This window comes from Azomonas macrocytogenes (assembly GCF_014191985.1).
Lineage (GTDB): Bacteria > Pseudomonadota > Gammaproteobacteria > Pseudomonadales > Pseudomonadaceae > Azomonas > Azomonas macrocytogenes.
Map to the genome: position 1 here is coordinate 396,470 of NZ_JACHXI010000001.1, position 24,546 is coordinate 421,015.

Consider the following 24,546-nt stretch of genomic DNA (forward strand, 5'->3'; position numbering starts at 1 on the left):
TAACCTGCCGCCTGCACCTGTAGCCGCTTAGAGACTACGTGCTACCTGGACTTTCTCGAAGACCTCGATCTTGTCGCCGACTCGTACATCGTTATAACTCTTCACGCCGATACCGCACTCCATTCCGGCACGAACATCGGAAACATCGTCCTTGAAGCGACGTAACGATTCGAGTTCGCCCTCGAAAATCACCACATCATCACGCAGAACGCGAATCGGGCGATTCCGGTAGACATTTCCTTCAGTCACCATGCAGCCAGCGATCGCACCGAACTTGGGCGAACGGAATACATCACGAACCTCGGCAATGCCGAGAATATTTTCGCGAACATCGCTACCCAGCATGCCCGACAGGGCTTTCTTCACATCTTCGATGATGTCGTAGATGACGTTGTAGTAACGAAGATCCAACCCTTCCTGCTCGACGATTTTCCGCGCACCAGCATCAGCGCGTACGTTAAAGCCGAACAGCACAGCATTAGATGCTAGAGCCAGGTTGGCATCGCTTTCGGTGATACCACCGACACCGCCACCGATGACCCGAACCTGCACTTCGTCGTTACCCAGATCGGATAAGGCTCCCTGCAGAGCTTCCAGTGAACCGCGAACGTCTGACTTGAGTACCAGGTTGAGCGTTTTCTTCTCATCCTGCCCCATGGTCTCGAAGATGTTTTCGAGCTTGGAAGATTGCTGACGAGCCAGCTTGACCTCGCGGAACTTGCCCTGACGGAACAACGCAACCTCGCGTGCCTTTTTCTCGTCGGCGACAACCGTTAGCTCATCGCCTGCCTCAGGTGTACCGTCGAGACCGAGGATCTCCACCGGGATACAGGGACCAGCTTCGCGAACTGGCAAACCATTCTCGTCGAGCATGGCTCGCACACGACCATAGTTTACGCCACAAAGCACCATGTCACCTTGGCGAAGCGTACCGTTCTGTACCAGCACGGTAGCGACCGGACCACGTCCCTTATCCAAACGAGACTCGATCACCACGCCACGTCCGGGAGCATCAGGTATGGCTTTGAGCTCAAGAACTTCGGCCTGCAACAGTATCGACTCGAGCAATGCATCAATACCCGTTCCAGCCTTGGCAGAGACGTGGACGAACTGGGTGTCGCCACCCCATTCCTCCGGGATCACCTGGCGTGCAGCCAAATCATGCTTTATCCGATCCGGATCAGCGTCCGGCTTATCGATCTTGTTCACCGCAACAACAATGGGTACACCAGCAGCCTTGGCGTGCTGGATAGCCTCTTCTGTCTGCGGCATCACCCCATCATCGGCGGCAACGACCAGAATAACGATATCGGTAGCCTTCGCTCCGCGCGCACGCATGGCCGTAAACGCGGCATGACCGGGAGTATCGAGGAAAGTCACCATTCCTCGGTCGGTATCCACATGATAGGCACCGATATGCTGAGTGATACCACCTGCCTCGCCAGCCGCCACCTTGGCACGCCGGATATAGTCGAGCAATGAGGTCTTACCATGGTCGACGTGGCCCATTACGGTCACAACCGGCGCCCGGTTGACTGCCTCGCCTTCAAATTTCAGCGACTCGGCCAACTGCTCTTCTAGAACGTTATCGCTCACCAACGTGACTTTGTGCCCGAACTCTTCGGCCACAAGCTGCGCAGTCTCCCGATCAAGCACCTGATTGATGGTTACTGGCGACCCCATCTTGAACATGAACTTGATGACTTCGGCAGCCTTGATCGACATTTGCTGAGCCAGCTCAGAAACCGTAATGGTCTCACCCAGAGAAATATCCCGAACTAGCGGGCCGGTCGGGCTCTGGAAGCCGTGCTGATTGCGTTTCTTCAGTTTGGCCTTGCCGCGTCCACCACGACGGCCGAAACCTTCACCTTCTTCATCATCCGTACGAACGGTACGAGCGGCCGATGGCGCTTTGGTTTTCAATGAAGGGCGATGCTGGGCATGCTTGCGATCACGACGGTCATCGTCATCGGTACGGTCTTTTTCGACGCGACGAGGAGGTTCTTCCTTCTTACGCTCCTCGATTGCCGGTTTGGGATAGGAAACCGATGCATCTACAGTTGCAGGCGGTGCTGCAACGACCTGCGCCGGCTTGCTTGTCGTCTTCTCAGCTAGCGCTGCAGCAGCTTTGGACTGATCCTCAGCAATGCTACGAGCTTCAGCTTCGCGCCGAAGGCGGGCTTCTTCTTCCGATTTCAAGCGAGCAGCTTCCTCAGCAGCCTGCCGAGCTTCAAGCTCGCGCTGTTTTTCAGCTTCGCCTTCGTCGGTATTTCGCTTGACGTATGTCTTTTTCTTGCGTACTTCGACACTAATCGTCTTGCTACCTGCCACTTTGAGCTTCGTCGTAGTTTTGCGCTGCAGAGTAATCTTGCGTGGCTCCTCGTGCCGGTCGCCATGGCTGCTCTTGAGATGAGTCAGCAGGGCTTGTTTCTCGCTATCGGTCACTACTTGATCAGCACTGCTGTGAGACAATCCTGCCTCACGCATTTGCTGCAACAGTCGCTCGACCGGTGTGTCGACCACCAAGGCCAGTTCTTTCACCGTGACTTGCGTCATGCATTCTTCTCCTCAGGCCACCAATCACTCGAACCAATGGGCTCGGGCGGCCATGATCAACTTGCCGGCACGTTCTTCGTCGATACCATCTATATCGAGCAAATCATCAATGGATTGCTCGGCCAGATCTTCGCGGGTGATGACACCACGCATCGCCAACTCGACTGCCAGCTCTTTATGCATGCCATCCAACGCAAGCAGATCATCGGCTGGCTGGGCATCGGCCATTTTCTCTTCATTAGCGATGGCCCTGGTCAAAAGGCAATCTTTTGCACGGGCACGCAGCTCATTGACGATATCTTCGTCGAAGCCCTCAATGCCGAGCAATTCCTCCATCGGAACATAGGCAATCTCTTCCAATGCGGTGAATCCTTCCTCGACCAGTGCCTGCGCCAGTTCTTCATCTACCTTGAGCTCTTCGACAAAGCGAATCAGGATGTCCCCAGTCTCCTTTTCCTGCTTGGCCTGGATATCTGCTTCGGTCATGACATTGAGCGTCCAACCAGTCAACTGACTGGCCAACCGGACATTCTGTCCACCTCGACCAATGGCTTGGGCAAGATTGTCTTCGGCAACGGCGATATCCATGGCATGTGCATCTTCATCTACGATGATTGCTGCCACTTCCGCTGGAGCCATGGCATTGATCACGAACTGGGCTGGATTTTCATCCCATAACACGATATCTACCCGTTCACCGCCAATTTCTCCGGAAACAGCCTGTACCCGCGAGCCACGCATGCCGATACAAGCGCCCTGCGGGTCGATACGCTTATCTTTAGAACGAACGGCAATCTTCGCGCGCGAACCAGGATCGCGGGAAGCATCCATTATCTCGATCAATCCCTCCGCGATCTCGGGTACCTCGATACGAAAAAGCTCGATCAACATCTGTGGAGCCGTGCGAGACAAAATCAGTTGCGGCCCGCGATTCTCGCTACGGATTTCCTTAAGCAACGCCCTGATCCTGGCGCCGACTCGAAAAGTTTCACGGGGAATAATGTCTTCCCGGGCCAAGAGCGCCTCGGCATTATTGCCCAAATCGACAATAACGCTGTCGCGCGTAACCTTCTTGACCGTTCCAGAGATGATTTCGAACAGGCGGTCGCGATAGGCATCCACAACTTGGGCCCGCTCAGCTTCACGCACTTTTTGTACGATCACTTGCTTCGCGGTCTGGGCTGCAATACGCCCAAACTCTATGGATTCTATTTTCTCTTCGACTATGTCGCCGGGCTTAGCATCTGGCTTGGTTTTCTGTGCCTGCTCGATCGTCAGTTGGGCGGCAGGGCTTTCCAGAAGCGCCTCATCGACGACAGTCCAACGCCGAAAAGTGTCATAGTTACCGCTTTGGCGATTGATAGTTACACGTAGATCCACATCCTCTTCGTAGCGCTTTTTGGTAGCAGTGGCCAGAGCCAGCTCCAGCGCCTCAAAAATAACGCTGGCCGGCACGCCCTTTTCGTTGGAAACCGACTCAACAACCAGCAGTACTTCTTTGCTCATCGCACGCCTCGCCTTTTGCAGTCCTTTCGGTTCCGCAGATCCGCAACTCACTCAAACCGGGGAATGATATTGGCCTTTTCGATCGTATCGACCGGCAATAAATACTCGTGATCGTCGATCAGCACCACGACATCCTGCTCTTCTATGCCTCGAAGCAGCCCCTGAAAATTGCGACGCCTCTCGAATGGCACACGTAGTTTGATCTTTACTTGCTCTCCGGCATGAGCTGCGAATTGTTCAAGAGTGAACAGCGGCCGATCCATGCCGGGAGAAGATACTTCCAGCGTATATTCAACGCTTATGGGATCTTCGACATCTAGCAGGCTACTTAGCTGGCGACTGACTTTTTCGCAATCTTCTATCAAAATGCCATTGGCATGATCGATATAAATGCGTAGTAAGGAATGTCGCCCTTGCGAAATGAAGTCGATACCCCAGCACACATACCCAAGGGACTCGACTACAGGAGACAGCAAAGCCTGCAACTGTTCTAGCTTGCTAGACAACGAAGTTCCTCGTTTTTGGATAATGAAATAAAAAATGGGCAAAACGCCCATTCTCGAAGTTGCATCCAGAATGGATACGACTTGACCTCATCTAGCAAAAAGCCCCTGTACAGGGGCTTTTTTAACTGGTTGCGGGGGCTGGATTTGAACCAACGACCTTCGGGTTATGAGCCCGACGAGCTACCAGACTGCTCCACCCCGCGTCTAAACTGGTCATCAATGGTATGACACTACTCAATTCCGGTCAACCGAAAAGCTCAGAATAAATTTATCCAACTCCGCAAAGATAGAAGCACTATCAACACGATCTTGTTCAGAGCTTTCCAATAATTGAACCATATATACTGTGTTACGAGGGCATATGCTACCTCAGTAACATCAGTTCACCAAGCGATAAAACGCTTTAACATCCAGCATTATGGGATGTTGAGACAGAACGAAAGCAAGATGATTTAAGAAAACCTTAAGCATCCTTATTAATCTTGCTTGCCGAAATCATGTAATCAGTAGCTCGTATGAGGACATGAATATCATGCGCTGTTTGAAGGTGGCAAGGCTTGTTTACCGTAGGAGATAGCATTGAATCAAACGAATAAATGGAACAAGCCCCGTCGGGCCATCATTCTGAGTGCCGGCCAGGGGCGTCGCCTTCTTCCTTTCACTGAAACCAGACCAAAATGCCTGCTGGATATCGATGGAAAAACGGCTATCGAATGGCAGATAGATGCTCTATTGGCATCCAGCATCAGCGATATCAGCGTTGTCATTGGCTATGGTGCACACCAAGTCGAGCAACTGCTTAATTCGCGCTATGGTGTAGGTACAATCTCTACTATCTTTAATCCTTTCTACGAAGTTGCTGACAATTTGGCGAGCTGCTGGATGGCTCGACAAGCAATGCAAGAAGAATTTTTGCTGCTGAACGGGGATACTTTATTCGATTTACCCGTATTACTGCGACTTCTCGATTCTCCGCATCGCCCCATAACCTTGGCTATTGATCGCAAGGCTCATTACGATAGCGATGACATGAAAGTTTGCCTTGACGGTGACCGACTGCTCCAAGTAGGCAAAACCCTACCGCTGGATACTGTAAACGGCGAATCCATCGGCATGATGTATTTCAATACGGAAGGCGCAGCCCTGTTCCGTGAAGCGCTAGATCTTTGCATGCATAGACAAGATAGCCTGCAACGCTGGTATCTCAGCGTTATCGATAATATTGCTCAATCTACTGGCAAGGTTTTCGTGCAATCGATCGAAGGATTCGGCTGGGGCGAGCTCGACTTTCCCATGGATCTGGAATCAGTAAGAAGCAAAGCCCGCTTGTGGGGGCGGACCACTACAATAGCAGCCCAGAATTAAACAGTTCTTTGTTAGGTTGCCAGGATCTTCTCCACCAAAAGAAGATCCGCCGGCGTATCAACGTCAACGGCTGCTTCGGCAAAAGGCAATACAACTGCACCTATTTTGATGCCAAGCTTATCCGATAGGCGCTCTAACGCTTGTTCGAGCGTCAGACGTCCGCACGCATAGCGTATAACAGCCCCCCCCCCTAAAGCACCAGCAATGACACGCCACGGGCGCTTCCGTTCCTGTTCCACATTGCGCCAGAAATGAGCGAGTTGACGCCCTCGCTCTGTAACGAAAACGAACAGATTACAACCACAATAAGGACCTCCACGCAAGCGTGCAGCTGTTCTGCGAGTATCAGGAAAACGAGCCAATACCGTTTCCAACCTAGCAACCCCAACGATAAAGTCACATCCGCTTTCCAATGCCTGCTCAAGAAAATAGTTCAGCATGGCAGGATCAAGCAAAGCATGATCGGCCGTAGTCAACAGGACTGGCTGTTGAGTATTGCCACCTGAAAGCGCTCGAGCCGCACTGGCGCTAGGCGAGCTGGCATTTTCAATCCAGTCCAGCTCTCCAGCACTCAGGAGATACTCGATCTCTGCCTCACTACACAGAAGATTTCGCGCAGGCCCTACCAAAGTGATCCGGTCTATGGCATCTGTCGATTGCAGGGCTTGCACAACACGGCGAATCATTGGGACACCAGCAACAGGGGCCAATGCCTTGCATTGAACGCCGGCCGCTACTGCAACGGCATCTGCGGGATTTCTATCGGCCGCCAAGACTATGGCCGAACATGCTCTAGAGGTATTTTTCATAGAGGCGATACCGCTTGTACATATAGGTTCCGATATGCTCGAGAATGTTGCGCATACCTGCATTGCTTTCCAGAATCCATGACATTTCGAGCGCTTCGATACCATGCCGGACAAAAGGAGGCTTCAGAGCCTCAATCAGCAACAGCGCCAACGCAGGCCCAAGGCGACTATTCTGGTATTCCTGGCGCACGCCCATCAGAGGGACTCGCGCTGTCAGCGGTTTACGCACCTTAAGCTGCCAAAGCAAGTGAAACCAACCGAAAGGCAATAGCCGCCCCTTTAGCGGAGCGATCACTTCGTTGATATTGGGTAACGCGATGATAAAAGCGCTTGGCTTGCCATCTACTTCAGCGATATACATCAGGTCTTCGGGAACCAGAAATTTCAAACTGCTTCCGGTTTTAGTAAATTCGGGCTCGGTAAAGGGTACGAATCCCCAGTTATTCGCCCAAGCATCGTTGAAGATATCGCGCATTACCCGAACCTCAGAATCGAAATGCTTACGATCCAGTGGTCTGATATGAATGCGCTTGCGCTGCCGGTCCATCATCCGCTGCATGGTCGGCGTGAAACTCAGCTCATTAGTGCGCATCCAGTAAGCCAACAGATCAATTGCCGGGTTATAGCCTGCCTCTTCTACTCGGCAGCCATAGTAGGGTTGACCATGCCCCATCATGAATACGGGAGGCTTGTCGAAACCTTCGATCAACAGACCGCTTTCTTCGTTAATGTTCAGATTGAACGGGCCAGTTATTCGATATGCGCCTTTTTGCCTCAGCCAGTTCTCAGCAGTTGCAATCAGGGCATCAAAAACCTTCTTGTCGTCGATTGCCTCCAGCATGCCAAAGTGTCCGGTATCAGTGCCATGCAATTCGCGATGCAGTGTATCCACCTGGGCACTGATACGACCGACAGGACGCTGACCAGACCAAGCGATCCAACCTTGCCAGTCGAGATGTTCGAATACGGGATTTTTAGATGAAAGGTGCTCCTGCCGTTCGATATACAAGGGTTCGATCCAATTAGGATCGTGACGATAAAGCTCAGCTGGCAGGCGAATGAATAGGTTCAGCTCGTTTTTAGTCAGTACAGGCTTGACGACAACTGGAGTGTTCATTTTAGTAGAAATCGATTTACTTAAGGAAACCTTAAGAAACATTATTGATCTTGCTCGCCGTCGTTTTCAGATACTTCGGTTTGGCCTCGACTCAGCCTTGATACCGATAGCCAACATGCAACGGGCATGGCAAGGCTGCTTGAAATATGCATAGCTGAGGATGTTATGGGTTTAAAAGAAAACTTCAACATCAGGATAGGGAAGTTTTACATTCCAACCGGTTCTCTGCATCATCATGTCCAGTCTACTTTACTCAGATTTTGTCCGTCGCTTCTGATTTTGCTTGAAAAATTCGCTATTGTGCTTTTCCAGATAAATAGCCTTATCTTTGCCGCCCTCAATCAGGCCACTTCAGTTACTGCTGGCTGCGAGAACCGGCCCGCCGCATACCTGTGCTGAAGTAGGACCGAACATATGGCCGAACTTTACATGTCCGCTACGCTTACCCAACATTTCCTGCCCCAGCGTCTTGCAGATTTTCCGACTATCACCGATGCTCTCGATTACGCTGCACTTGGTGAAACCGGCGTAAATTTCTATGATGGTCGCTGCCGTCTGACTGCCGTTGTCCAGTATGCTGCACTGAGAAGAAAAGCATTGGACATGGCCAAGCGGCTCTGCGGACTAGGGTTGAAAAAAGGGAGTCGGGTTGCACTCGTTGCGGATACAAACAGTGCATTCATGGAAGTTTTCTACGGTTGTCTGTATGCCGGCTTGCTACCGGTGCCTTTACCGGTTCCATCCAGCCTAGGAACTCATGATTCATACGTAAAGAAGTTGAGTAATTTCTTTAAAAGCTGCGATGCACATGCTGTTTTCGCGCCTGCCGAATTAGTGCCGTTCGCAAAAGAAGCTGCCAAGTGCTTCGATATGGGGTTCATCGGCTCAGCCAAGGAGCTTCAGGCTGGTCCTGCTCCGGATATCCTGCTTGCATCGGTGCAGCCGGATGATGTGGCATATTTGCAATATACGTCGGGTAGCACCCGCTTTCCTCGCGGCGTAACCATCACCCATCGAGCGGCTATGGCCAATCTGCAGGGTATGCTCAGAGACGGTCTCGGTATCGGCCCAACCGACCGCTGCGTTTCCTGGCTACCGTTCTATCATGACATGGGACTGGTAGGTTTCGTTCTTGCGCCGATGGCTTCGCAAATGTCCGTGGATTATCTGCGTACTCAGGACTTCGCCATGCGTCCACGGCAATGGTTGAACCTGATCAGCCAGAACAAAGGAACCGTCTCCTTCGCACCACCTTTCGGTTATGACATCTGTTCACGCCGGCTTCGCGAAGGGGAAGCTGCGCGCTTCGATCTATCTAGCTGGCGTGTTGCCGGCATTGGCGCCGAACCCATCCGCGATGAAATCCTTGAGCGTTTTGCTAGGCAATTTTCCGTATCTGGTTTCGATCAGAAGTCATTCGTTCCATGTTATGGTCTGGCGGAAAGTACTCTGGGCGTCTGTTTCAGCCGCCGCGACATTGGCATTCAAGTTGATCGAATCAATCGCTGGGAGCTGGAACGTACTTCCCAGGCACTGCCATTCGATGGCATTGACAGCAATGCAGCCGCTGTCTTTGTCAATTGTGGGAGCGTCCTGCCTGGTCATGAGCTGGAAATACGCAACGATAGCGGACGCGTGCTTCCTGAGCGCCAGATAGGGCGTATCATGCTGAAAGGCCCAAGTCTGATGTCTGGCTATTTTCAAGACGAGGACTCCACGCAAGCAGTTCTTGACAAAGCAGAAGGCTGGCTCGACACAGGTGACCTTGGCTATCTGAACAATGGCGAGCTTTTTATTACCGGTCGCCGCAAGGATCTTTTGATTGTTCGTGGTCGCAATATTTGGCCGCAGGACATTGAATATCTGGCCGAATCCCAGCCGGAAATTCGCCCTGGTGATGTCATTGCCTTCCTCGTGCCCAACGATACCGATCCGGAAGTGGTAGTCCAGGTGCAATGCCGCATAACCGATCAAGAGCAACGGGAACGCCTGGTACAATCTTTAACCAGGCTTATCAACGGGGAATTTGGCCTGACGTCTCGAGTAGAACTTGTTCCGCCACACTCTCTTCCCCGCACATCATCCGGTAAGCCTTCGCGTGCCGAAGCTCGCAAGCGCTTTCTGCAAACACAGTCTGGCTGCGAACTGACGCTGGCAGTCGGATAATTTCGTTGTGGTGACGATTGTTGCCCTAACCGGGGCGACCGGCTTTATTGGTGGATACCTGCAAAAGCACTTGATTCGATCAGGTGTTCGGCTACGAGCCTTGAGCCGTAGCCAGGAAGGTTTCGACCAAGGCGTGGAATGGATACGCGGCTCACTCGAAGACATTGACTCACTGGCTCGTCTAACTGCCGGTGCGGAAATAGTCGTGCACTGTGCTGGCGCGGTACGTGGCGCATCGCCCCAGTATTTTAATCGTGTCAATGTCGATGGCAGTCTCTGGCTATTACAAGCCGCGCAGGAAAGCAGTACATGCAAGCGTTTTCTGCTGGTATCGTCATTGGCCGCCCGACACCCTGAACTCTCTTGGTACGCTGCCTCGAAGCATCAAGCAGAGCTTGTATTGCGTGAGGCTGCAGCCGATCTTGCCGTCACGATTTTTCGACCTACCGCAGTGTATGGTCCGGGAGATCGCGAGCTGCGATCATTGTTCAAATGGATGTTGCGAGGATGGCTGCCGGTCCTGGGACAGAATGACGCACGCCTGACTTTTCTCCACGTGGAGGATCTGACCCGGGCCGTATTGCAGTGGGTCGAGGCTCCACGGGTCGCATCGGGAGTGTATGAACTCCATGATGGCCAGGAAAATGGGTACTCTTGGCAAGAACTTGCCGCTATCGCAGAAGAAATCCGTAATGGTCCGGTTCACCAGATCCCTGTTCCAGCAACGGCATTGCACACGCTCGCATGGATAAACATGACCTGCTCGCACCTGATCGGCCATGCCCCAATGCTGACCCCGGCCAAGGTCAGAGAGCTGAGACATCCGGACTGGTCATGCGATAATCAGCCAATTCTTCAGGATCTTGGCTGGCAGCCAACGATGTCGCTGAAAAATTCTCTAGCAAAGCAGTCTTTCTAATACTTTGGGCAAAAAGCAGGCCTTGGATCTTAAGGAGTTATTTATGGTGTCCCAAGAAATGATTCTGGAGCGGCTTTTTGTCTATCTGAATACCACAGTTCCCGCTAGCGCTCCTGTGCGCCCTGATATTGAGCTTGTACAGGAGCTTGGTCTCGATTCAATCAAGGTAATGGATCTTTTGATGGAATTAGAGGATGAATTCGATATTTCAATCCCCTTGAATATCCTCACGGATGTACGTACTCCGGCCCAACTGGCACAAGCCGTCTTTTCACTGATGGAGCATGCCAATGGCGCTGTTCGATAAGTTCAACAAGCTGATCCAGGAACGTGCCACTTTTATTCAGACCGAACTCAGTCCGTTCGGTACGCGTATCGATGAGATCTATTCGCCAACTGAAGGTCGCATCGGCGAATGCCGAGTGATCCTGGCCGGAACGAACAACTATTTGGGTCTTACCTTCGATCCAACTTGTCTGGATGCGGCCCGCCAGTCGTTGGAGCACGAGGGTACCGGCACCACTGGTTCGCGAATGGCCAATGGTAGCTACAGTGGACATATTGCTCTGGAAGCGGAACTGGCCGATTTTTTCCAACGACGTTCGGTCATACTGTTTTCGACCGGCTATCTCGCTAATTTGGGTACCATCGGTACCTTGACCGGACCAGGCGATATCGTCCTTCTGGATGCTGATTGCCATGCGAGCATCTACGATGCCTGCAAGCTGAGCGGTGCCCAGATCATCCGCTTCCGCCATAATGATGCTCATGATCTGGAGCGGCGGATGCTTCGTCTGGGCGAGCAGGCCAAGGATGCCTTGATCATCGTCGAAGGCATCTACAGCATGCTCGGCGATTATGCTCCTTTAAAGGAAATTGCCGAGATCAAACGGCAACTGGGTGGCTATCTACTGGTTGACGAAGCGCATTCCGTCGGCGTCATGGGCAAGCACGGGCGCGGCCTGGCAGAAGAGCTGAATGTTGAAAGCGACGTAGATATCGTACTGGGCACCTTCAGCAAGACTCTCGGAGCCATTGGCGGCTTCGCAGCCAGCCATCATCCGGAATTCAACCTGCTTCGCTATGCAAGCCGGCCTTACATCTTCACTGCATCGCCCTCCCCCGCATCCATCGCATCGGTACGAGCAGCCCTGCAAGTCATGATTGATCAACCGGAGCTGCGTACGCGCCTCTGGGCCAATGCAAGACACCTTCACAAAGGCTTGGTCGATCTTGGATATTGCGTCGGCCCGCAGGTCAGCCCGGTTATTCCGGTCCTGCTGGAATCCCCCGAAAAGGGTATGTTCTTCTGGCAAAAACTGATCAAGCATGGAGTTTACGTCAATCTGGTCCTACCGCCAGCGACACCAAGCGGTCAAGCCCTGGTTCGCTGCAGTGTCAGTGCTGCCCATACCCCTGAGCAAATCGACCGTATCATTGGCGCTTTCGCCCAATTGATGGCAGAACCAAGAAAGGAAGCCGTGTCGAACGCACAGGGGGCTACGCGTCCTGGTTATCGGTAGATCTTTTATAACGTGGATATACATGATCGAAACGTATTTCATCAGCAAGAAATCGACGAGAGTCGCTACGACTTTCCGAGCTTCGCATTCATCATTACAGCCGACCATTAACGGATAGAGCATGCGTATTCTTTTTGCCTTCGGTCAGGCTTATCCGGCACGAACGACAGTAATGCTGGTAAGCCTGCTATTAGCGAGTATTGCCGAAGGGATCGGCCTGACCACCTTGTTGCCTCTGCTGACCATCGCCATGGGCGACCAGATTCATTCGGAGTTGTCGACAAAGGTAATCGAAGTCCTGGGTATGATCGGACTGGCGCCGACCATTGTGACCATGCTTGTCATTATCGTGATTGGCATGATCATCAGCAGCGCCCTGGTTATGCTGGGTAACCACCAGGTGGGGTATGCAGTTGCACACGTCGCTACCGATCTGCGAGTCGACCTGATCCAGGCCCTGCTGGGTAGCCGCTGGGAATACTATTTGCGGCAACCAACCGGGGCACTGGCCAATGCTGTCGCCACCGAAGCCTATCGAGCTTCCAAAAGCTATGAATATGCGGCAAATATGCTGGCATTCCTCATCCAGGCAATCGTTTATGCCTTGATCGCTTCGTTTGTATCCTGGGAAGCCACAGTCGTTTCGCTACTGTTAGGTACTCTGCTGTTGGTTGTTCTACAGCATCTGGTGAAAACCTCACGTAGTGCCGGGAAAAGCCAGACTAAACTGATGCGAGACTTACTGGCCTATCTGACTGATACCCTTAGTTCGGTCAAACCACTAAAGGCCATGGCTCGGCACGATATCGCCGATTCGTTGCTCAGACATCAGGCAGCTGAACTGAACAAGGCAATGGAGCGCGAAATTGTCAGCCGTGAAACCTTGCGTGCCGTTCAAGAGCCAATGCTGGCTATTCTTGTTGCCGGTGGCATGTACATGGCATTGGAAGTATGGAAACTGCCCCTTTCATCGGTGATGGTGTTGATTTTCCTGGTTGCCCGAGTGCTGGGGCTCATGCACAAAGCCCAACAGCACTATCAGCGTATGGCTGCGCAAGAGAGCGCCTACTGGGCCTTGCAAAAATCGATCAAGGCGGCCGTTGCCGATGCTGAACCCAATGTTGGAAACCGGACTCCCGTTCTTTACAACTCGATTCGCTTCGAAAAGGTTTCGTTCAGCTATGGGGATCGTTTGATTCTCGATGCCATCGACCTGGAAATTCCCGTAGGCAGTTTCACCAGCCTCATCGGCCCGTCGGGAGCAGGCAAGACGACCATTCTCGATCTGGTTTGCGCACTGCTTGTCCCTCAGTCGGGACGGATCCTGATCGATAACACACCTATCGAAGAACTGAACCGCCAGAGTTGGCGGCATCTCATCGGCTATGTTCCACAGGAAACCCTGTTACTGCACGACAGCATCCTGGCCAACGTTACCCTGGGCGATCCAGCCTTGACTGCCGAGGATGCCGAGCGTGCCCTGAAGCAGGCCGGCGCCTGGGAATTTGTCAAGAAGCTACCGGGAAACATGCAGGCAATTGTCGGTGAGCGAGGCGGTAAACTCTCGGGAGGACAGCGTCAGCGGATCGTGATCGCTCGCGCCCTGGCGCATCGCCCTGCGCTGCTTATTCTAGACGAGGCTACCAGTGCCCTGGACCCCGAATCGGAAGCAGCAATCAGCAGGACTCTCAAGGCATTGACTCCGGAAATTACCATCATTGCCGTTTCCCATAGACCCGCATTGATCGATATAGCCGACCAGATTTATCGTCTGAGTGACGGTAAGCTTGCTTCTTCCGAACATGCCTATCCCCACAAGCTGATAGGTTGATAACATCCGGAAATTTCTATGCTTACGCTCTTGATGCCAAGATTTCCCAGACCTGGCCTGGGTTTCAGACTTCTTGAGTGGTTTGCAAATTCGATTGCGTAAAACCTTTCCTGAACAACCATAGAGATTGTTTATGGAAGGCATTAATCGAGAAGATTTCCTTATCTAAAATGGTACACATAAAGTGTTACCAATTTTTCATCATAGGGTTCGTCATGGCATGCTTTTTTTGCACGTCGAGCCATTTATGCAATGTCGCCACATTATCGGTAATTTAAGCATAAGGAAGAACTTGTGAGAAAGATTCTCATTTTAATAGGAATCTGCGTTGCCGGCTATCTCGGTACGGTTTACACCGTTGATCGCTTTGATAAGCGCTTGAGCCAACAACGCTTGGCTAATGCCAACCTACAGAACGTAGACGATCTGAGCAGCAAAGCCTTCAACATCATGAACGATAATGGCTGTCAGTATTGCCATACTCGCAACAGTGAATTGCCCTTCTACGCCGGCCTTCCCGTTGCCAAGCAGTTGATGGAGCACGATGTGAAGTTGGCACAGAACCACTTCAGCATTGCAGAAGTGTTGGCCAACATACAGCAGCGCAAACCCATATCGGAAGTGGCTCTGGCCAAAATCGAATCGGTGATGCAAGACAACCTGATGCCGCCTAATCTTTACCTGACCATGCACTGGGGCTCCAGATTATCCGACGAAGAAAAAGGCCTCTTACTGGACTGGGTAAAAGCCGAGCGTCTCAAACAGCATCCGGCTGGAGTTGTCAGTGACAAGTTCAAGTACGATGCGGTGCAACCTATCACCACAACCTTTCCGGTAAGCGCCACCAAGGTCGAGTTGGGCAAGAAGCTGTTCCATGACACACGCTTGTCCGGTGACAACACCATTTCCTGCGCCACTTGCCACCCACTGAATAAAGGCGGCGTTGATCGCGAAGATACGTCCATCGGTATCGGTGGTGCCAAAGGGCCGGTCAACGATCCAAGCGTGTTCAACGCTGTATTCAATATTCACCAGTTCTGGGATGGCCGCGCTGCCAATCTGCAAGAACAAGCCGGTGGCCCACCGTTGAATCCGATTGAAATGGGCTCGACCTCATGGGCGCAAATCATTGGCAAGCTGGAACAAGATCCAGAATTACACGCTCAATTTGCCGATATCTACCCGAACGGCATTACCGCAGACACCATTACCGATGCAATTGCAGAGTTCGAGAAGACACTGGTTACGCCTAATAGCCGTTTCGATCTTTACTTGAAAGGCGACGAAAATGCGTTGAATGCCAAGGAGAAAGAAGGTTATGCCCTGTTCAAGGAAAATAAGTGCGCAACCTGCCACGTAGGTGAAGCCATGGGTGGGCAATCCTTTGAAATCCTGGGGCTGAAGAAGGATTATTTCGCTGACCGAGGGAATATCAAGGAAGTCGATCAAGGGCGCTTCAACGCAACCAAGGATCCGCACGATATACATCGCTTCAAGGTACCGAATTTGCGCAATGTGGCACTGACCGAGCCTTATTTCCACGATGCCACTGCCAGGACTTTGGAAGAAGCCGTCGACAAAATGGCTGTCTACGAGGTTGGCACTCAGCTTTCTTCGGATGACATCGACAAGATCGCTGCCTTCTTGCGCACACTGAACGGCGAATACCAAGGCAAAATCATGCAATAAGGCTGCGCAATAACTACCGGCATTCTGCGCGCCGGACTCAATGAACACCCTGCGAGAACCAACCTTTCGCAGGGTGTTTCATTTTCAGTGGCTGCGATTTTCAGCTTGAAGCTCTTGCGAATCAGACGCTGCCGGGCGGCAAGATGTACCTTCTCCAGCCGGGATCAACCCTTGCGTACGATCTGACTGCGGCGGCCGTCCACGTTCACCGGCACTTCGCCGGCTACGGTCGCCCGACGTACCAGACGGTCCTGGGTACCATAGTCGTCCACCGCGCGATGCAGGGTGGCGCGGTTGTCCCAGATCGCCACGTCACCGGCACGCCAGCGCCAGCGCACGGTGTTTTCCTCACGGGTGGCGTAGCCCTGGAAAATCTCCAGCAGGCGCTGCGAGTCGGCTTTCGACAGACCTTTGACGCGTTTTATGAAGTGGCCGACCAACAGGCTCCGCTCACCGTTCTGCGGATGCACGCGCACCAACGGATGTTCGGTTTCGTAAAGAGTGGACGTGAACACCCGGCGATGTTCGGCCAGCACCGTCGGATCGATATCCGGCTTTTGGGTGGCGGTGTAGTCGTACTCGTTACTGTGCACTGCCCAGAGCTTGTCGGCCAGTTCACGCAGTTCGGCCGGCAAGTCGTTGTAGGCGGTGGCCGTGTTGGCCCAGAGGGTGTCGCCACCGAAAGCCGGTGCCACCAGCGAGCGTAGGATACAGATCTTGGGATAGTCCTCGACGAAGGTCACGTCGGTATGCCAGGAATTGGCCCGACGCGTGCCGTCCAACTCCAGCAGGCAGCGGGAGCCTGCGCGCACCGGCACGGTGGGATGGGCGGCCGGGTCGCCGAACAATTCGGCCAGCCCTTCCTGTTCTGCATCGTCCAGGGTCTGGTCGCGGAAGAACAGCACCTTGTAGCGCAGCAGGGCGTCCTGAATAGCCCCCAGGGTGACGGCATCCAGTCCAGCAGAGAGTTTCACTCCGCGAATTTCGGCGCCGATGCGGCCAGTGATCGGCTGAATGTTGAGCAGATCATTGGATTCCAGGTTCAGTGCGGCATTGCTCATGGGAGTATTCCCTCTGTTTGGGTGGTTGTGAAAAAACTCAGAAATCGAGGCGAGCGGTCAGACCTGAGGTGCGCGGTGTACCGAGAATCCCGGTATAGCCACCGTTGGAGGCGCTCCACAGGCTGGTGTAGTAGGTCTTGTCGAAGGCGTTCTTCATCCAGAAGGAGACATCCCACTGGCTGTTGCCCAGGTCGCCGCGCAGACCAATGGAGAGATTGACCACCGCATAGCTGGGGATCTGGGCGTATTTGGAATCTTCCATGGTTCCGACCGCCCGGTAGCGGAAGGCATAACTGCCGTTCAGGTAGGGTTGCAGGCCGTTGTTCAGCGTCCACTGATAGTGACCATTGAGGTTGGCGATCCAGCGCGACGAGCCCACCACCCGGTGACCGGTGAGGTCGCAGGAGGCTGGCGCTCCACTACGAAAAGAGACTTCGGGCGGACAGGGGCCATTCTTATAGTCGGTGTAACGGACATCATTGAAGGAACCGTTGGCGTTGATCGTGAGCCCCCGCAGCGGTCGCCAGGTGGTTTCCACTTCGAGGCCACGCGAGCGCACATCGCCCGCGTTGGTCAGGTACGAGGAGCGCGCCTCGGAGTCGTAGGCGTTGGCCTGATAGCCGTGTACCTGGGCCCAGAACAGGTTGGCGTTGAACAGCAGGGTGCCGTCCAGCAGGGTGCTCTTGAAGCCCAGTTCGGCATTGTTGACCCGCTCCGTACCCACCAGCAGCGAGTCCGCCCCGGCGCTGGGCGCACTGGCCACGCTCAGGTTGACGCCGTCGGACTTTTCACCATGGGACAGAGAGGCATAGCCGAGCCAGCGGTCGTTGAAGCGGTAGCTCAGGGCGAGCAGTCCGGACGGACTGAAGCTGTACAGGTTGAGATCGCCGGAGTCATAAGCACGGACCGAGGCGGCCGTGGTGCCGCTCGCCGAGTTGCCACCGGTCGGTGCATAGCGCCTGACCCTGGCCTCCTTCTCCTCATAGGTGCCACGGATGCCGGCGGTCAGTTCCAGCTTCGGGGTGATGTGCCAGGTGCCTTGGGCGAACAGGGCATAACTGTTGGTCTCGATGCGGCCCTTGCCAGTGCTTCTGACATTGGCCAGTGCGCCGGGCGCGGTGCCGTAATAGGCATCGGCCATCGGGCCGTATGAGAAGAACGTCTCATTATCCAGGTCCTTCTTGAAATAGTAGGCACCGAGCACATAATCGAAGACGTCCCCGGTGGGCGAGGCCAGACGTAGCTCCTGGGAATACTGCTTGTCGCGCACCGCGACGCCAGCGTTGATCGCAGCCGAGATGCCCAGATAATCGAGATCGTTGCGCGGTGTGAAGTCCCACCAGCGGTAGGCGCTGATCGAAGTCAAGGTGAAATCGTTGGGCAGGGTCCAGTTGGCCTCCAGTGAGGTGCCGCCCTGGAACACGGTGACCTGCTGGTCGGAATCCAGGTCGACCTTGCGCTCCCTGGCCTTGACCAGCCGCGCCCCGGCCGCGGTCGCCCGCTGCTCGTAGCGATTGACGCCATTGATGGTCGGGCCAGAGCTGTAGAGCGTTGGAGTACCGTTGTCGGAATCTTCCTCATTGTATTCGCCGATCCAGCGCAGATTGAAGGTTTCGCTGGGTTTCCACAGCAGTTGCCCGCGAACCCCCTGGCGTGCGCCACCGTTGAGATCGTTACCGTCGTGAAGGTTCTTCACGTAGCCGTCGTCGCGGGTGCGGTAGGCCGACAGACGCCCCGCCAGCGTGTCGCTCAAGGGACCCGAAACGCTGCCCTTGGTCTGGAAATAGCCGTCCTCTCCCCCGGAGATCTCGACGCTGCGTTCATGGTAGAAAGTCGGCTTGCGGCTGGTGATGTTGACCACACCCGCCGTGGTGTTCTTGCCGAACAGCGTGCCCTGGGGACCCCGCAGCACGTCGATCTGCTCCACGTCCAGCAAGTCGAACACGGCCATGCCGGGCCGCTCCAGGTAGACGTTGTCCAGATAGGTGCCAACCGCCGGCTCCATGCCGTCGCTGGCCGGGTTGTTGCCCAGGCCGCGGATGGAAATGCTCGACTGGCGGGCGTGCCCATAGGAGACATTGGTACTGGGCACCAGTTGTTGCAGATCCTGAATGCGGTAGATGCGATGGTTTTCCAGGGTCTGCGCGTCCACGCTGTTGATCGGTATCGGCACGTCCTGGGCGCTTTCTTCGCGGCGCCGGGCATTGACGGTGACGGTACTCAGGCGCTGGTCGCTGCTGGTTTTGACGGCGGGCTCGGTACCGGCTTCCTCGAGCCTGATCCTTTCGTCGCCCCAGAGTGGCAAGGACACTCCCAGGCCGGCAAACGCAATCGCCAGACCCAGGGCGGGCCGGGTGAAGACCGGTCGGTACAGTGCCGGACCTGGGAAGGTGGTTCGGTCTTTCATCATCATCGTTTGGTTCCTCGGTGAAGCTGGCCCATTCACTTTCGGAAGGCGAAAGAGCTCTCTGTCGCGCTTCCTGGCGCAACGCGTGGATTCTGTTCTCGGGTCTGGACCCGGCCCGCCGTAGCGATTCACGGCGGGGCCGGGTCAACGATGGGAGGGTGTGGATCGGTTCATTGGCAGGCAACCTCGGTAACGATGCATACTTATATTCATTTAAAGTCTAAGCAAATAAAATTTATCGCATTGACGGAATAAGAGCCTGCATTTAAAACCAGTCCGTCGGGTGTGACAAATGCCCTGGATTTATATTTTGAATGCCGGGAGAACATCGTGGATCTACGCCAGCTCCGTCATTTTCTGGCCCTCGTGGAACACCGCAGCTTCGTCCGCGCCGCCGATGCCGTTCGCATCACGCAGCCGGCCTTCAGCCGCAGCATCCAAGGCCTGGAGCAGGAACTGGGTTGCCAGTTGATCGACCGGGGGGCCAAGGATCTGCGCCCTACACCCGCGGGCCTGGTGGTCCTGCAATACGCGCAGGATCTGGTGCGCGGCGCCAGCAACCTGGCCCATGAGGTCAAACGCATGGGCAAGCTGGATGCTGGCGAGCTCTGCTTCGGTTGCGGGCCGGCGCCTGCGGCGCGGCTGGTGCCCGAGACCATGGCGCTGTTCGTTCGCCAGTATCCCGGTATCCATGTGCGTTTCGAGGTGAACAACTGGGAGCGTCTGGCGCGTCAGTTGAACAAGGATGAGATCGAGTTTTTCGTCGCCGACATTCGTTACTTCAGAACAAACCCGAACTTCCAGACCTTGCCGCTGGAGCCTCGCCCAGGCGTCTACTTCTGCCGACCGGGACATCCTCTGCTCGAGCGGAGCCGGCTGACGCTTGGCGATCTGCTCGACTATCCGCTGGCTTCGGCCCGGATCCCCCTAGAGACACGCAAGACACTGGCGAACCTGAAAGGGGTCACCGATTTCAAGCTCAATATCGAGTGCGACCACCTGCCCGCACTGGAGCAGATCGTGTGTGGCAGTGATACCGTCGGCATCACCACGACCGAGGCGATCCAACCGTCGCTGGAGGCGCGGAGAATGGTGCGTCTACCGGTCGATCTGCCACATGCCGAGCGGCCTGGAGCCCAGTGCGGCATCGTCACGCGTACCGGCTATCGAGTATCCGCGGCCGCGCGGGCCATGATCGATCTGCTCTGCGAGCAGGATCGCCGGCTGCACCCGGCGACGGCGGCCTGAAACCGCCGTTTCAAGAGCTTATTGGCTTTGCTGTCCGAGCGCTTGTTTCAGGAAGCGGTCGTCCACCCAGCCTTGGACATCGAATCCCTTGCGGATCAGGCGCTGTCGGGCGGCAAGATGCACCTTGTGTTGCAGACGCTCGAGAAAGGCTTGATCCAACTGCGGAGCGAATAATGCGTGGAGGCTGGTGTTCTCGAGGTCCGTTTGCAGGATGGTCGAGGGATAGCTGGCCAGTTCCGCAATCAGTTTCACGTAAGCGGGCTTGTTGCCTTCGTCGCGCAACCACTGCACAGCCTTCTGCTGCGCCTTGAGCAGGCGCGCCGTCAACTGCGGGTGCCGGTCGACGAAATCGCCGCTTCCCACCAGTACCTGCTGGATACTGCCGGCGCCATTCAAGTCGTTGCTGCTCAAGGGTAATTCGGCCAGCCCACGGGATTGCAGCGCGACCAGATTGGACGTTCCCCAGGTGGCGTCGATCTGTTTTGCCGCCAGCGCGGCGGTGGCAGCGTTGAAGTCCAGGTTGATCACTTGCAGGTCGCGCTCCTTGAGCCCCTGGCTGTCCAGGGCGGCGTCGAAGGACAACTGGTGGGCGGTGCCCTGGAAAACCGCCACGCGCTTGCCCTTGAGATCGGCCAGGGTCTTGATTCCCGAACCGGGCACCACACCGAGGTAGCTTTTGATATCGCGCGCCGTGGCACTGAGCAGACGGGTATCGAGGCCGTTGGCCTTGCCGACGATCGCCGCCAGGTCGCCCAGGTAGGCGAAATCCACCTGGCCGTTGGCGAAGGCTTCATTGATCACCGGGCCGGCACCCTTGAAGAAGCGCCACTGGGTGGTGATGCCGTCCGCGGCGAACTCCTGCTCGAAGATCCGCTGGGTGCGCAACACATCCACCACACCGCCACCACTGTGCTGACTGCCGGCACTCAGGTCCGGCACGGCAATGCGGATTTCCTTCGGTACCTCGACGGCCTGAGCCAGCGCCGGAAAAGCGGCCAGCAGGCCAAGCAAGGCCAATGCCGGCACAGCCAGCAGTCTGACGCGACTGTCGAAAAGACTCCTCATATTCTGATTGCTCCTGCGTAGCTGTATCCGGGATATCGGCCGATATCCTCTGGTCACGCACCATAGGCACAGCATGAAACAACAATTAAATAATTAAAAATTATCTTTTAGGGACAAAAAAGAATAAATCAGCAGTCATACGCCCGCCAGCGCCGAATGCATGAAGAACATAGAAAATATTCAGGAAATGCATTGGTAAAACGACCTATCAGCTCTTTATAAACAGCCTTTATTATCACCAAAATGACTTATTATGAATTTTTATATTCCAATAATACAGATAAGGCATAAGCCGTACTGCCATCGTTCGCCTCTTCCAGTGAAGGCCTGAGCATGTCGCGCGCGTTTTTCCTCAGGCGGCCCACCCTCCTCCCTCGACGCTGGCCTCGCTGGGCGCGGTTGACTGATCGTCTGTTGCCCTGGGCGCTGCCGCTTGGCCTGTTTCTGCTGTGGCAAGTAGCCAGTCAACGAAACTGGATGAGCGAGCAAATCCTGCCAGCGCCAACCCTGGTCTGGCAGACCCTACTAGAGCTGGGCGAGGACGAGCTTTGGTGGCACCTCAGCATCAGTCTGCAGCGTCTTGCGTGGGGATTACTCGGTGGCGTGATCAGCGGTGTATTGCTCGGTGCCCTATTGGGTGCCAACCCACGTGCGGAACGCCTGATCTACCCGACTTTCGCCGCTCTGGCACAGATTCCGACCCTGGCCTGGATTCCGCTGTTCATGCTGCTATTGGGTATCGGCGAAGCGCTCAAGCTGGTGGTGCTGATCAAGGCGATTATCGTGCCGATCACCGTGCATACCCTGGTTGGCGTGCGCGATATTCCGCCACGTCTATACGAAGCCGCGGCAGTGCTGCGCCTGCCGCCATATCTGCGTCTGTGGCGGCTGGTCATCCCGGCAGCACTGCCCTCGTTCATGGCCGGTCTACGCCTAGCCCTGGCCACCGGCTGGTCGTCACTGCTGGCGGTGGAATTGCTGGCCTCCAGTGAGGGGCTTGGCTATCTGATGGTCTGGGGTCGGCAGTTGTTCATGCTGGATATCGTCTTCGTTTGCATCCTGGTGATCGGCCTGCTTGGCGTGGCCCTGGATCGCGGCATTCAGTTCCTCGATCAGCGCCTGGTGTTCTGGCCGCACCCGGCCACCGCCGAGTTTCGCCGCCACGCCGGCGGGCGCGGCTGGCAACGCCTGCAACCCTGGCTGCTGCCCTTGGGTCTGCTGGCGCTGTGGCAACTAAGCGTGCAATTGCACTGGGTGGACGCCAATATCCTTGTTGCGCCCTTGGACGTGCTGCACACCACTTGGTTGGGCCTGCTCGATGGTAGCCTGGCCGACGCCATGCGGCGCAGCCTCGGCCGGGCCCTGGGCGGCCTGCTGCTCGGGGGCGGGCTCGGTCTGCTGCTGGGCACGCTGCTCGGTCTGTGCCACCCGGCGGAACGGCTGTTCGGCCCGACCCTGTCGGCATTGCGGCAGATCGCTATCTTCGCCTGGGTGCCGCTACTCACTGCCTGGTTCGGCCTCGGCGAAGGCGCCAAGCTGGTATTCGTCAGCCTGGCTACCTTTTTCCCGTTGCTCATCGCCACCCAGCGCGGCATCGCCGGGCTTTCTCCACAACTTGGTGAAGCAGCCCGCGTACTGCGTCTGAATTGGCGCCAACACCTGCTGTGCCTGGTACTACCGGGAGCCGCTCCGGCGATCTTCGCTGGCTTGCGTCTGGCACTGATTTTCGCCTGGTTGGGCACTATCGGCGCCGAATACTTCATGCCCTCGGACGGCGGCATCGGCAGCCTGATGATCGGCGCCCAACAGCTGTTTCGCATGGATCAGGTGATGGCTGGCATGCTGCTGATCGGCTTGACCGGCGCCCTGTTCAATACCCTCGGACAACTGATCGAAGCGCGCGCCACGCGTTGGAGAACCGCATGAACAGCTTGATCTCGCCAGATGCCTCCAAACCTTTTGTTCAGCTGCCATCCATCGTCAGCTTTGAGCACGTCAGCAAACGATTCACGGTGGAAGGCGGCGAGCTGGAAGCCATTCGCGAATTCAGCCTGGATATCCACGAAGGTGAATCCATTGCCATCCTCGGCTCCAGCGGCTGCGGAAAATCCACCTTGCTGCGGCTGCTGGTGGGTCTGGATCGGGAGTTCCACGGAAAAATTCACGTCGACGGCAAGCCCATTGATGGCATCGGCGGCGAGTGCGGCATCGTTTTCCAGGAGCACCGCCTGTTCCCCTGGTTGAGCGTGGAACAGAATATCGAACTGGGCCTGGTCAACGAAAAACTGACGCAGGCCGAACGCTTGCACCGGATCGACGAATTCATCCAACTGGTCGGCCTCGATGGTTTCCAGCGCGCCTACCCGCACCAGCTCTCTGGCGGCATGGCCCAGCGCGTGGCCATCGCTCGCGGCCTGGTGGCCAGCCCGCGCATCCTGCTGCTGGACGAGCCTTTCGGGGCCCTCGACGCGCTGACCCGCCAGCAGATGCAGGAGGAACTTCTGGCCATTCGCACCCGCGCCGGCATCACCAGCCTGCTGGTCACCCATGATGTCGAAGAGGCAGTCCTCCTCGCTGATCGCGTGGTGGTAATGGAACCGCGACCGGGGCGAATCAAGCGCATCGTGACCATCGACCTGGCGCACCCGCGCAAACGTAATCACCAGGCATTCCAGCGGCTGCGCGAAGAGTTGCTGTTCGAACTGACCAGCGACGGGCATGCCATAACGCACACGGCAGCGGCTCCTGTCGCCGATCGGCAGTGATTGCCGAGCGCCT

The 24,546-nt window shown here is 55.4% G+C and carries 19 protein-coding genes and 1 tRNA gene; 11 read left to right on the forward strand and 9 right to left on the reverse strand.

Annotated elements, in window-relative coordinates; all coding sequences use genetic code 11:
- Window positions 1-27: 27 nt before the first annotated feature.
- The 4 genes from infB to FHR87_RS01925 all read right to left on the reverse strand — a co-directional run bounded on the left by infB (window position 28) and on the right by FHR87_RS01925 (window position 4,771).
- Window positions 28-2,556 carry a translation initiation factor IF-2 gene (infB, locus tag FHR87_RS01910; protein WP_183164987.1) on the reverse strand — a complete coding sequence of 843 codons (2,529 nt, stop codon included), beginning with the start codon at window positions 2,554-2,556 and terminating at the stop codon, window positions 28-30.
- Window positions 2,557-2,580: 24 nt separating this feature from the next.
- Window positions 2,581-4,062, reverse strand: a complete 1,482-nt coding sequence (nusA, locus tag FHR87_RS01915; protein ID WP_183164988.1) for a transcription termination factor NusA — start codon at window positions 4,060-4,062, stop codon at window positions 2,581-2,583.
- A gap of 47 nt (window positions 4,063-4,109) precedes the next feature.
- Window positions 4,110-4,568, reverse strand: a complete 459-nt coding sequence (rimP, locus tag FHR87_RS01920) for a ribosome maturation factor RimP (protein ID WP_183164989.1) — start codon at window positions 4,566-4,568, stop codon at window positions 4,110-4,112.
- A 126-nt stretch (window positions 4,569-4,694) separates the two neighbouring features.
- Window positions 4,695-4,771 (reverse strand) — tRNA-Met (locus FHR87_RS01925).
- 376 nt (window positions 4,772-5,147) lie between these two features.
- Here FHR87_RS01925 and FHR87_RS01930 point away from each other — a divergent pair.
- Window positions 5,148-5,933 (forward strand): phosphocholine cytidylyltransferase family protein, encoded by a 786-nt coding sequence (locus tag FHR87_RS01930; RefSeq protein ID WP_221189682.1) that lies wholly within the window; start codon window positions 5,148-5,150, stop codon window positions 5,931-5,933.
- A gap of 11 nt (window positions 5,934-5,944) precedes the next feature.
- On the opposite strand, the gene FHR87_RS01935 is transcribed toward FHR87_RS01930, so the two are convergent.
- Window positions 5,945-6,742 (reverse strand): nucleotidyltransferase family protein, encoded by a 798-nt coding sequence (locus tag FHR87_RS01935; RefSeq protein ID WP_183164990.1) that lies wholly within the window; start codon window positions 6,740-6,742, stop codon window positions 5,945-5,947.
- Window positions 6,726-7,901 (reverse strand): N-acetyltransferase, encoded by a 1,176-nt coding sequence (locus FHR87_RS01940; protein ID WP_246335748.1) that lies wholly within the window; start codon window positions 7,899-7,901, stop codon window positions 6,726-6,728. Before FHR87_RS01940 ends, FHR87_RS01935 begins: the two co-directional genes overlap by 17 nt.
- 84 nt (window positions 7,902-7,985) lie before the next feature.
- On the opposite strand from FHR87_RS01940, the gene FHR87_RS01945 reads away from it, so the two are divergent.
- From FHR87_RS01945 to FHR87_RS01975, 7 genes are all read left to right on the forward strand, one after another.
- Entirely contained in the window at window positions 7,986-8,258 is a 273-nt protein-coding gene (locus tag FHR87_RS01945; RefSeq protein ID WP_183164991.1) for a hypothetical protein, read from the forward strand.
- A 15-nt stretch (window positions 8,259-8,273) separates the two neighbouring features.
- Window positions 8,274-10,025 (forward strand): fatty acyl-AMP ligase, encoded by a 1,752-nt coding sequence (locus FHR87_RS01950; protein ID WP_221189683.1) that lies wholly within the window; start codon window positions 8,274-8,276, stop codon window positions 10,023-10,025.
- Between the two features lie 7 nt (window positions 10,026-10,032).
- Entirely contained in the window at window positions 10,033-10,944 is a 912-nt protein-coding gene (locus FHR87_RS01955; protein WP_183164992.1) for an NAD-dependent epimerase/dehydratase family protein, read from the forward strand.
- 43 nt (window positions 10,945-10,987) lie between these two features.
- Window positions 10,988-11,251 carry an acyl carrier protein gene (locus FHR87_RS01960; RefSeq protein ID WP_183164993.1) on the forward strand — a complete coding sequence of 88 codons (264 nt, stop codon included), beginning with the start codon at window positions 10,988-10,990 and terminating at the stop codon, window positions 11,249-11,251.
- On the forward strand, window positions 11,235-12,467 hold the full coding sequence (spt, locus tag FHR87_RS01965) for a serine palmitoyltransferase (protein WP_183164994.1): 1,233 nt from the start codon (window positions 11,235-11,237) through the stop codon (window positions 12,465-12,467). Before FHR87_RS01960 ends, spt begins: the two co-directional genes overlap by 17 nt.
- Before the next feature lie 121 nt (window positions 12,468-12,588).
- The gene (locus FHR87_RS01970; protein WP_183164995.1) at window positions 12,589-14,298 is read left to right on the forward strand and encodes an ABC transporter ATP-binding protein; all 1,710 of its coding nucleotides are present in this window, start codon (window positions 12,589-12,591) and stop codon (window positions 14,296-14,298) included.
- Window positions 14,299-14,592: 294 nt separating this feature from the next.
- Entirely contained in the window at window positions 14,593-15,987 is a 1,395-nt protein-coding gene (locus FHR87_RS01975) for a cytochrome c peroxidase (protein ID WP_183164996.1), read from the forward strand.
- Window positions 15,988-16,151: 164 nt separating this feature from the next.
- Here FHR87_RS01975 and FHR87_RS01980 read toward each other — a convergent pair whose 3' ends face one another.
- A complete protein-coding gene (locus tag FHR87_RS01980; RefSeq protein WP_183164997.1) occupies window positions 16,152-17,048 on the reverse strand; it encodes a TauD/TfdA dioxygenase family protein in 897 nt (298 codons plus the stop codon).
- 37 nt (window positions 17,049-17,085) lie between these two features.
- Window positions 17,086-19,455: a TonB-dependent receptor gene (locus FHR87_RS01985; RefSeq protein WP_183165143.1), complete on the reverse strand. Its 2,370-nt coding sequence runs from the start codon at window positions 19,453-19,455 to the stop codon at window positions 17,086-17,088.
- Between the two features lie 330 nt (window positions 19,456-19,785).
- Here FHR87_RS01985 and FHR87_RS01990 point away from each other — a divergent pair, with 330 nt between their 5' ends.
- Window positions 19,786-20,703, forward strand: a complete 918-nt coding sequence (locus FHR87_RS01990; protein WP_338021215.1) for a LysR family transcriptional regulator — start codon at window positions 19,786-19,788, stop codon at window positions 20,701-20,703.
- 18 nt (window positions 20,704-20,721) lie between these two features.
- Here FHR87_RS01990 and FHR87_RS01995 read toward each other — a convergent pair whose 3' ends face one another.
- Window positions 20,722-21,768, reverse strand: coding sequence for an ABC transporter substrate-binding protein (locus FHR87_RS01995; RefSeq protein WP_183164999.1), 1,047 nt, complete (start codon window positions 21,766-21,768; stop codon window positions 20,722-20,724).
- Window positions 21,769-22,101: 333 nt separating this feature from the next.
- Here FHR87_RS01995 and FHR87_RS02000 point away from each other — a divergent pair, with 333 nt between their 5' ends.
- A complete protein-coding gene (locus tag FHR87_RS02000) occupies window positions 22,102-23,694 on the forward strand; it encodes an ABC transporter permease (protein WP_183165000.1) in 1,593 nt (530 codons plus the stop codon).
- A complete protein-coding gene (locus FHR87_RS02005; protein WP_183165001.1) occupies window positions 23,691-24,533 on the forward strand; it encodes an ABC transporter ATP-binding protein in 843 nt (280 codons plus the stop codon). The genes FHR87_RS02000 and FHR87_RS02005 overlap by 4 nt, the downstream gene beginning before the upstream one ends.
- Window positions 24,534-24,546: the final 13 nt, after the last annotated feature.

Coding starts and splice junctions, on each gene's coding strand:
- FHR87_RS01995 (WP_183164999.1), bottom strand. CDS start 21,768: ATGAGGAGTCTTTTCGACAGTCGCGTCAGACTGCTGGCTGTGCCGGCA.
- spt (WP_183164994.1), top strand. CDS start 11,235: ATGGCGCTGTTCGATAAGTTCAACAAGCTGATCCAGGAACGTGCCACT.
- FHR87_RS01935 (WP_183164990.1), bottom strand. CDS start 6,742: ATGAAAAATACCTCTAGAGCATGTTCGGCCATAGTCTTGGCGGCCGAT.
- FHR87_RS01950 (WP_221189683.1), top strand. CDS start 8,274: ATGGCCGAACTTTACATGTCCGCTACGCTTACCCAACATTTCCTGCCC.
- FHR87_RS01985 (WP_183165143.1), bottom strand. CDS start 19,455: ATGAAAGACCGAACCACCTTCCCAGGTCCGGCACTGTACCGACCGGTC.
- FHR87_RS01970 (WP_183164995.1), top strand. CDS start 12,589: ATGCGTATTCTTTTTGCCTTCGGTCAGGCTTATCCGGCACGAACGACA.
- FHR87_RS02005 (WP_183165001.1), top strand. CDS start 23,691: ATGAACAGCTTGATCTCGCCAGATGCCTCCAAACCTTTTGTTCAGCTG.
- FHR87_RS01980 (WP_183164997.1), bottom strand. CDS start 17,048: ATGAGCAATGCCGCACTGAACCTGGAATCCAATGATCTGCTCAACATT.
- FHR87_RS01960 (WP_183164993.1), top strand. CDS start 10,988: ATGGTGTCCCAAGAAATGATTCTGGAGCGGCTTTTTGTCTATCTGAAT.
- FHR87_RS01945 (WP_183164991.1), top strand. CDS start 7,986: ATGGCAAGGCTGCTTGAAATATGCATAGCTGAGGATGTTATGGGTTTA.
- nusA (WP_183164988.1), bottom strand. CDS start 4,062: ATGAGCAAAGAAGTACTGCTGGTTGTTGAGTCGGTTTCCAACGAAAAG.
- FHR87_RS02000 (WP_183165000.1), top strand. CDS start 22,102: ATGTCGCGCGCGTTTTTCCTCAGGCGGCCCACCCTCCTCCCTCGACGC.
- FHR87_RS01940 (WP_246335748.1), bottom strand. CDS start 7,901: ATGTTTCTTAAGGTTTCCTTAAGTAAATCGATTTCTACTAAAATGAAC.
- infB (WP_183164987.1), bottom strand. CDS start 2,556: ATGACGCAAGTCACGGTGAAAGAACTGGCCTTGGTGGTCGACACACCG.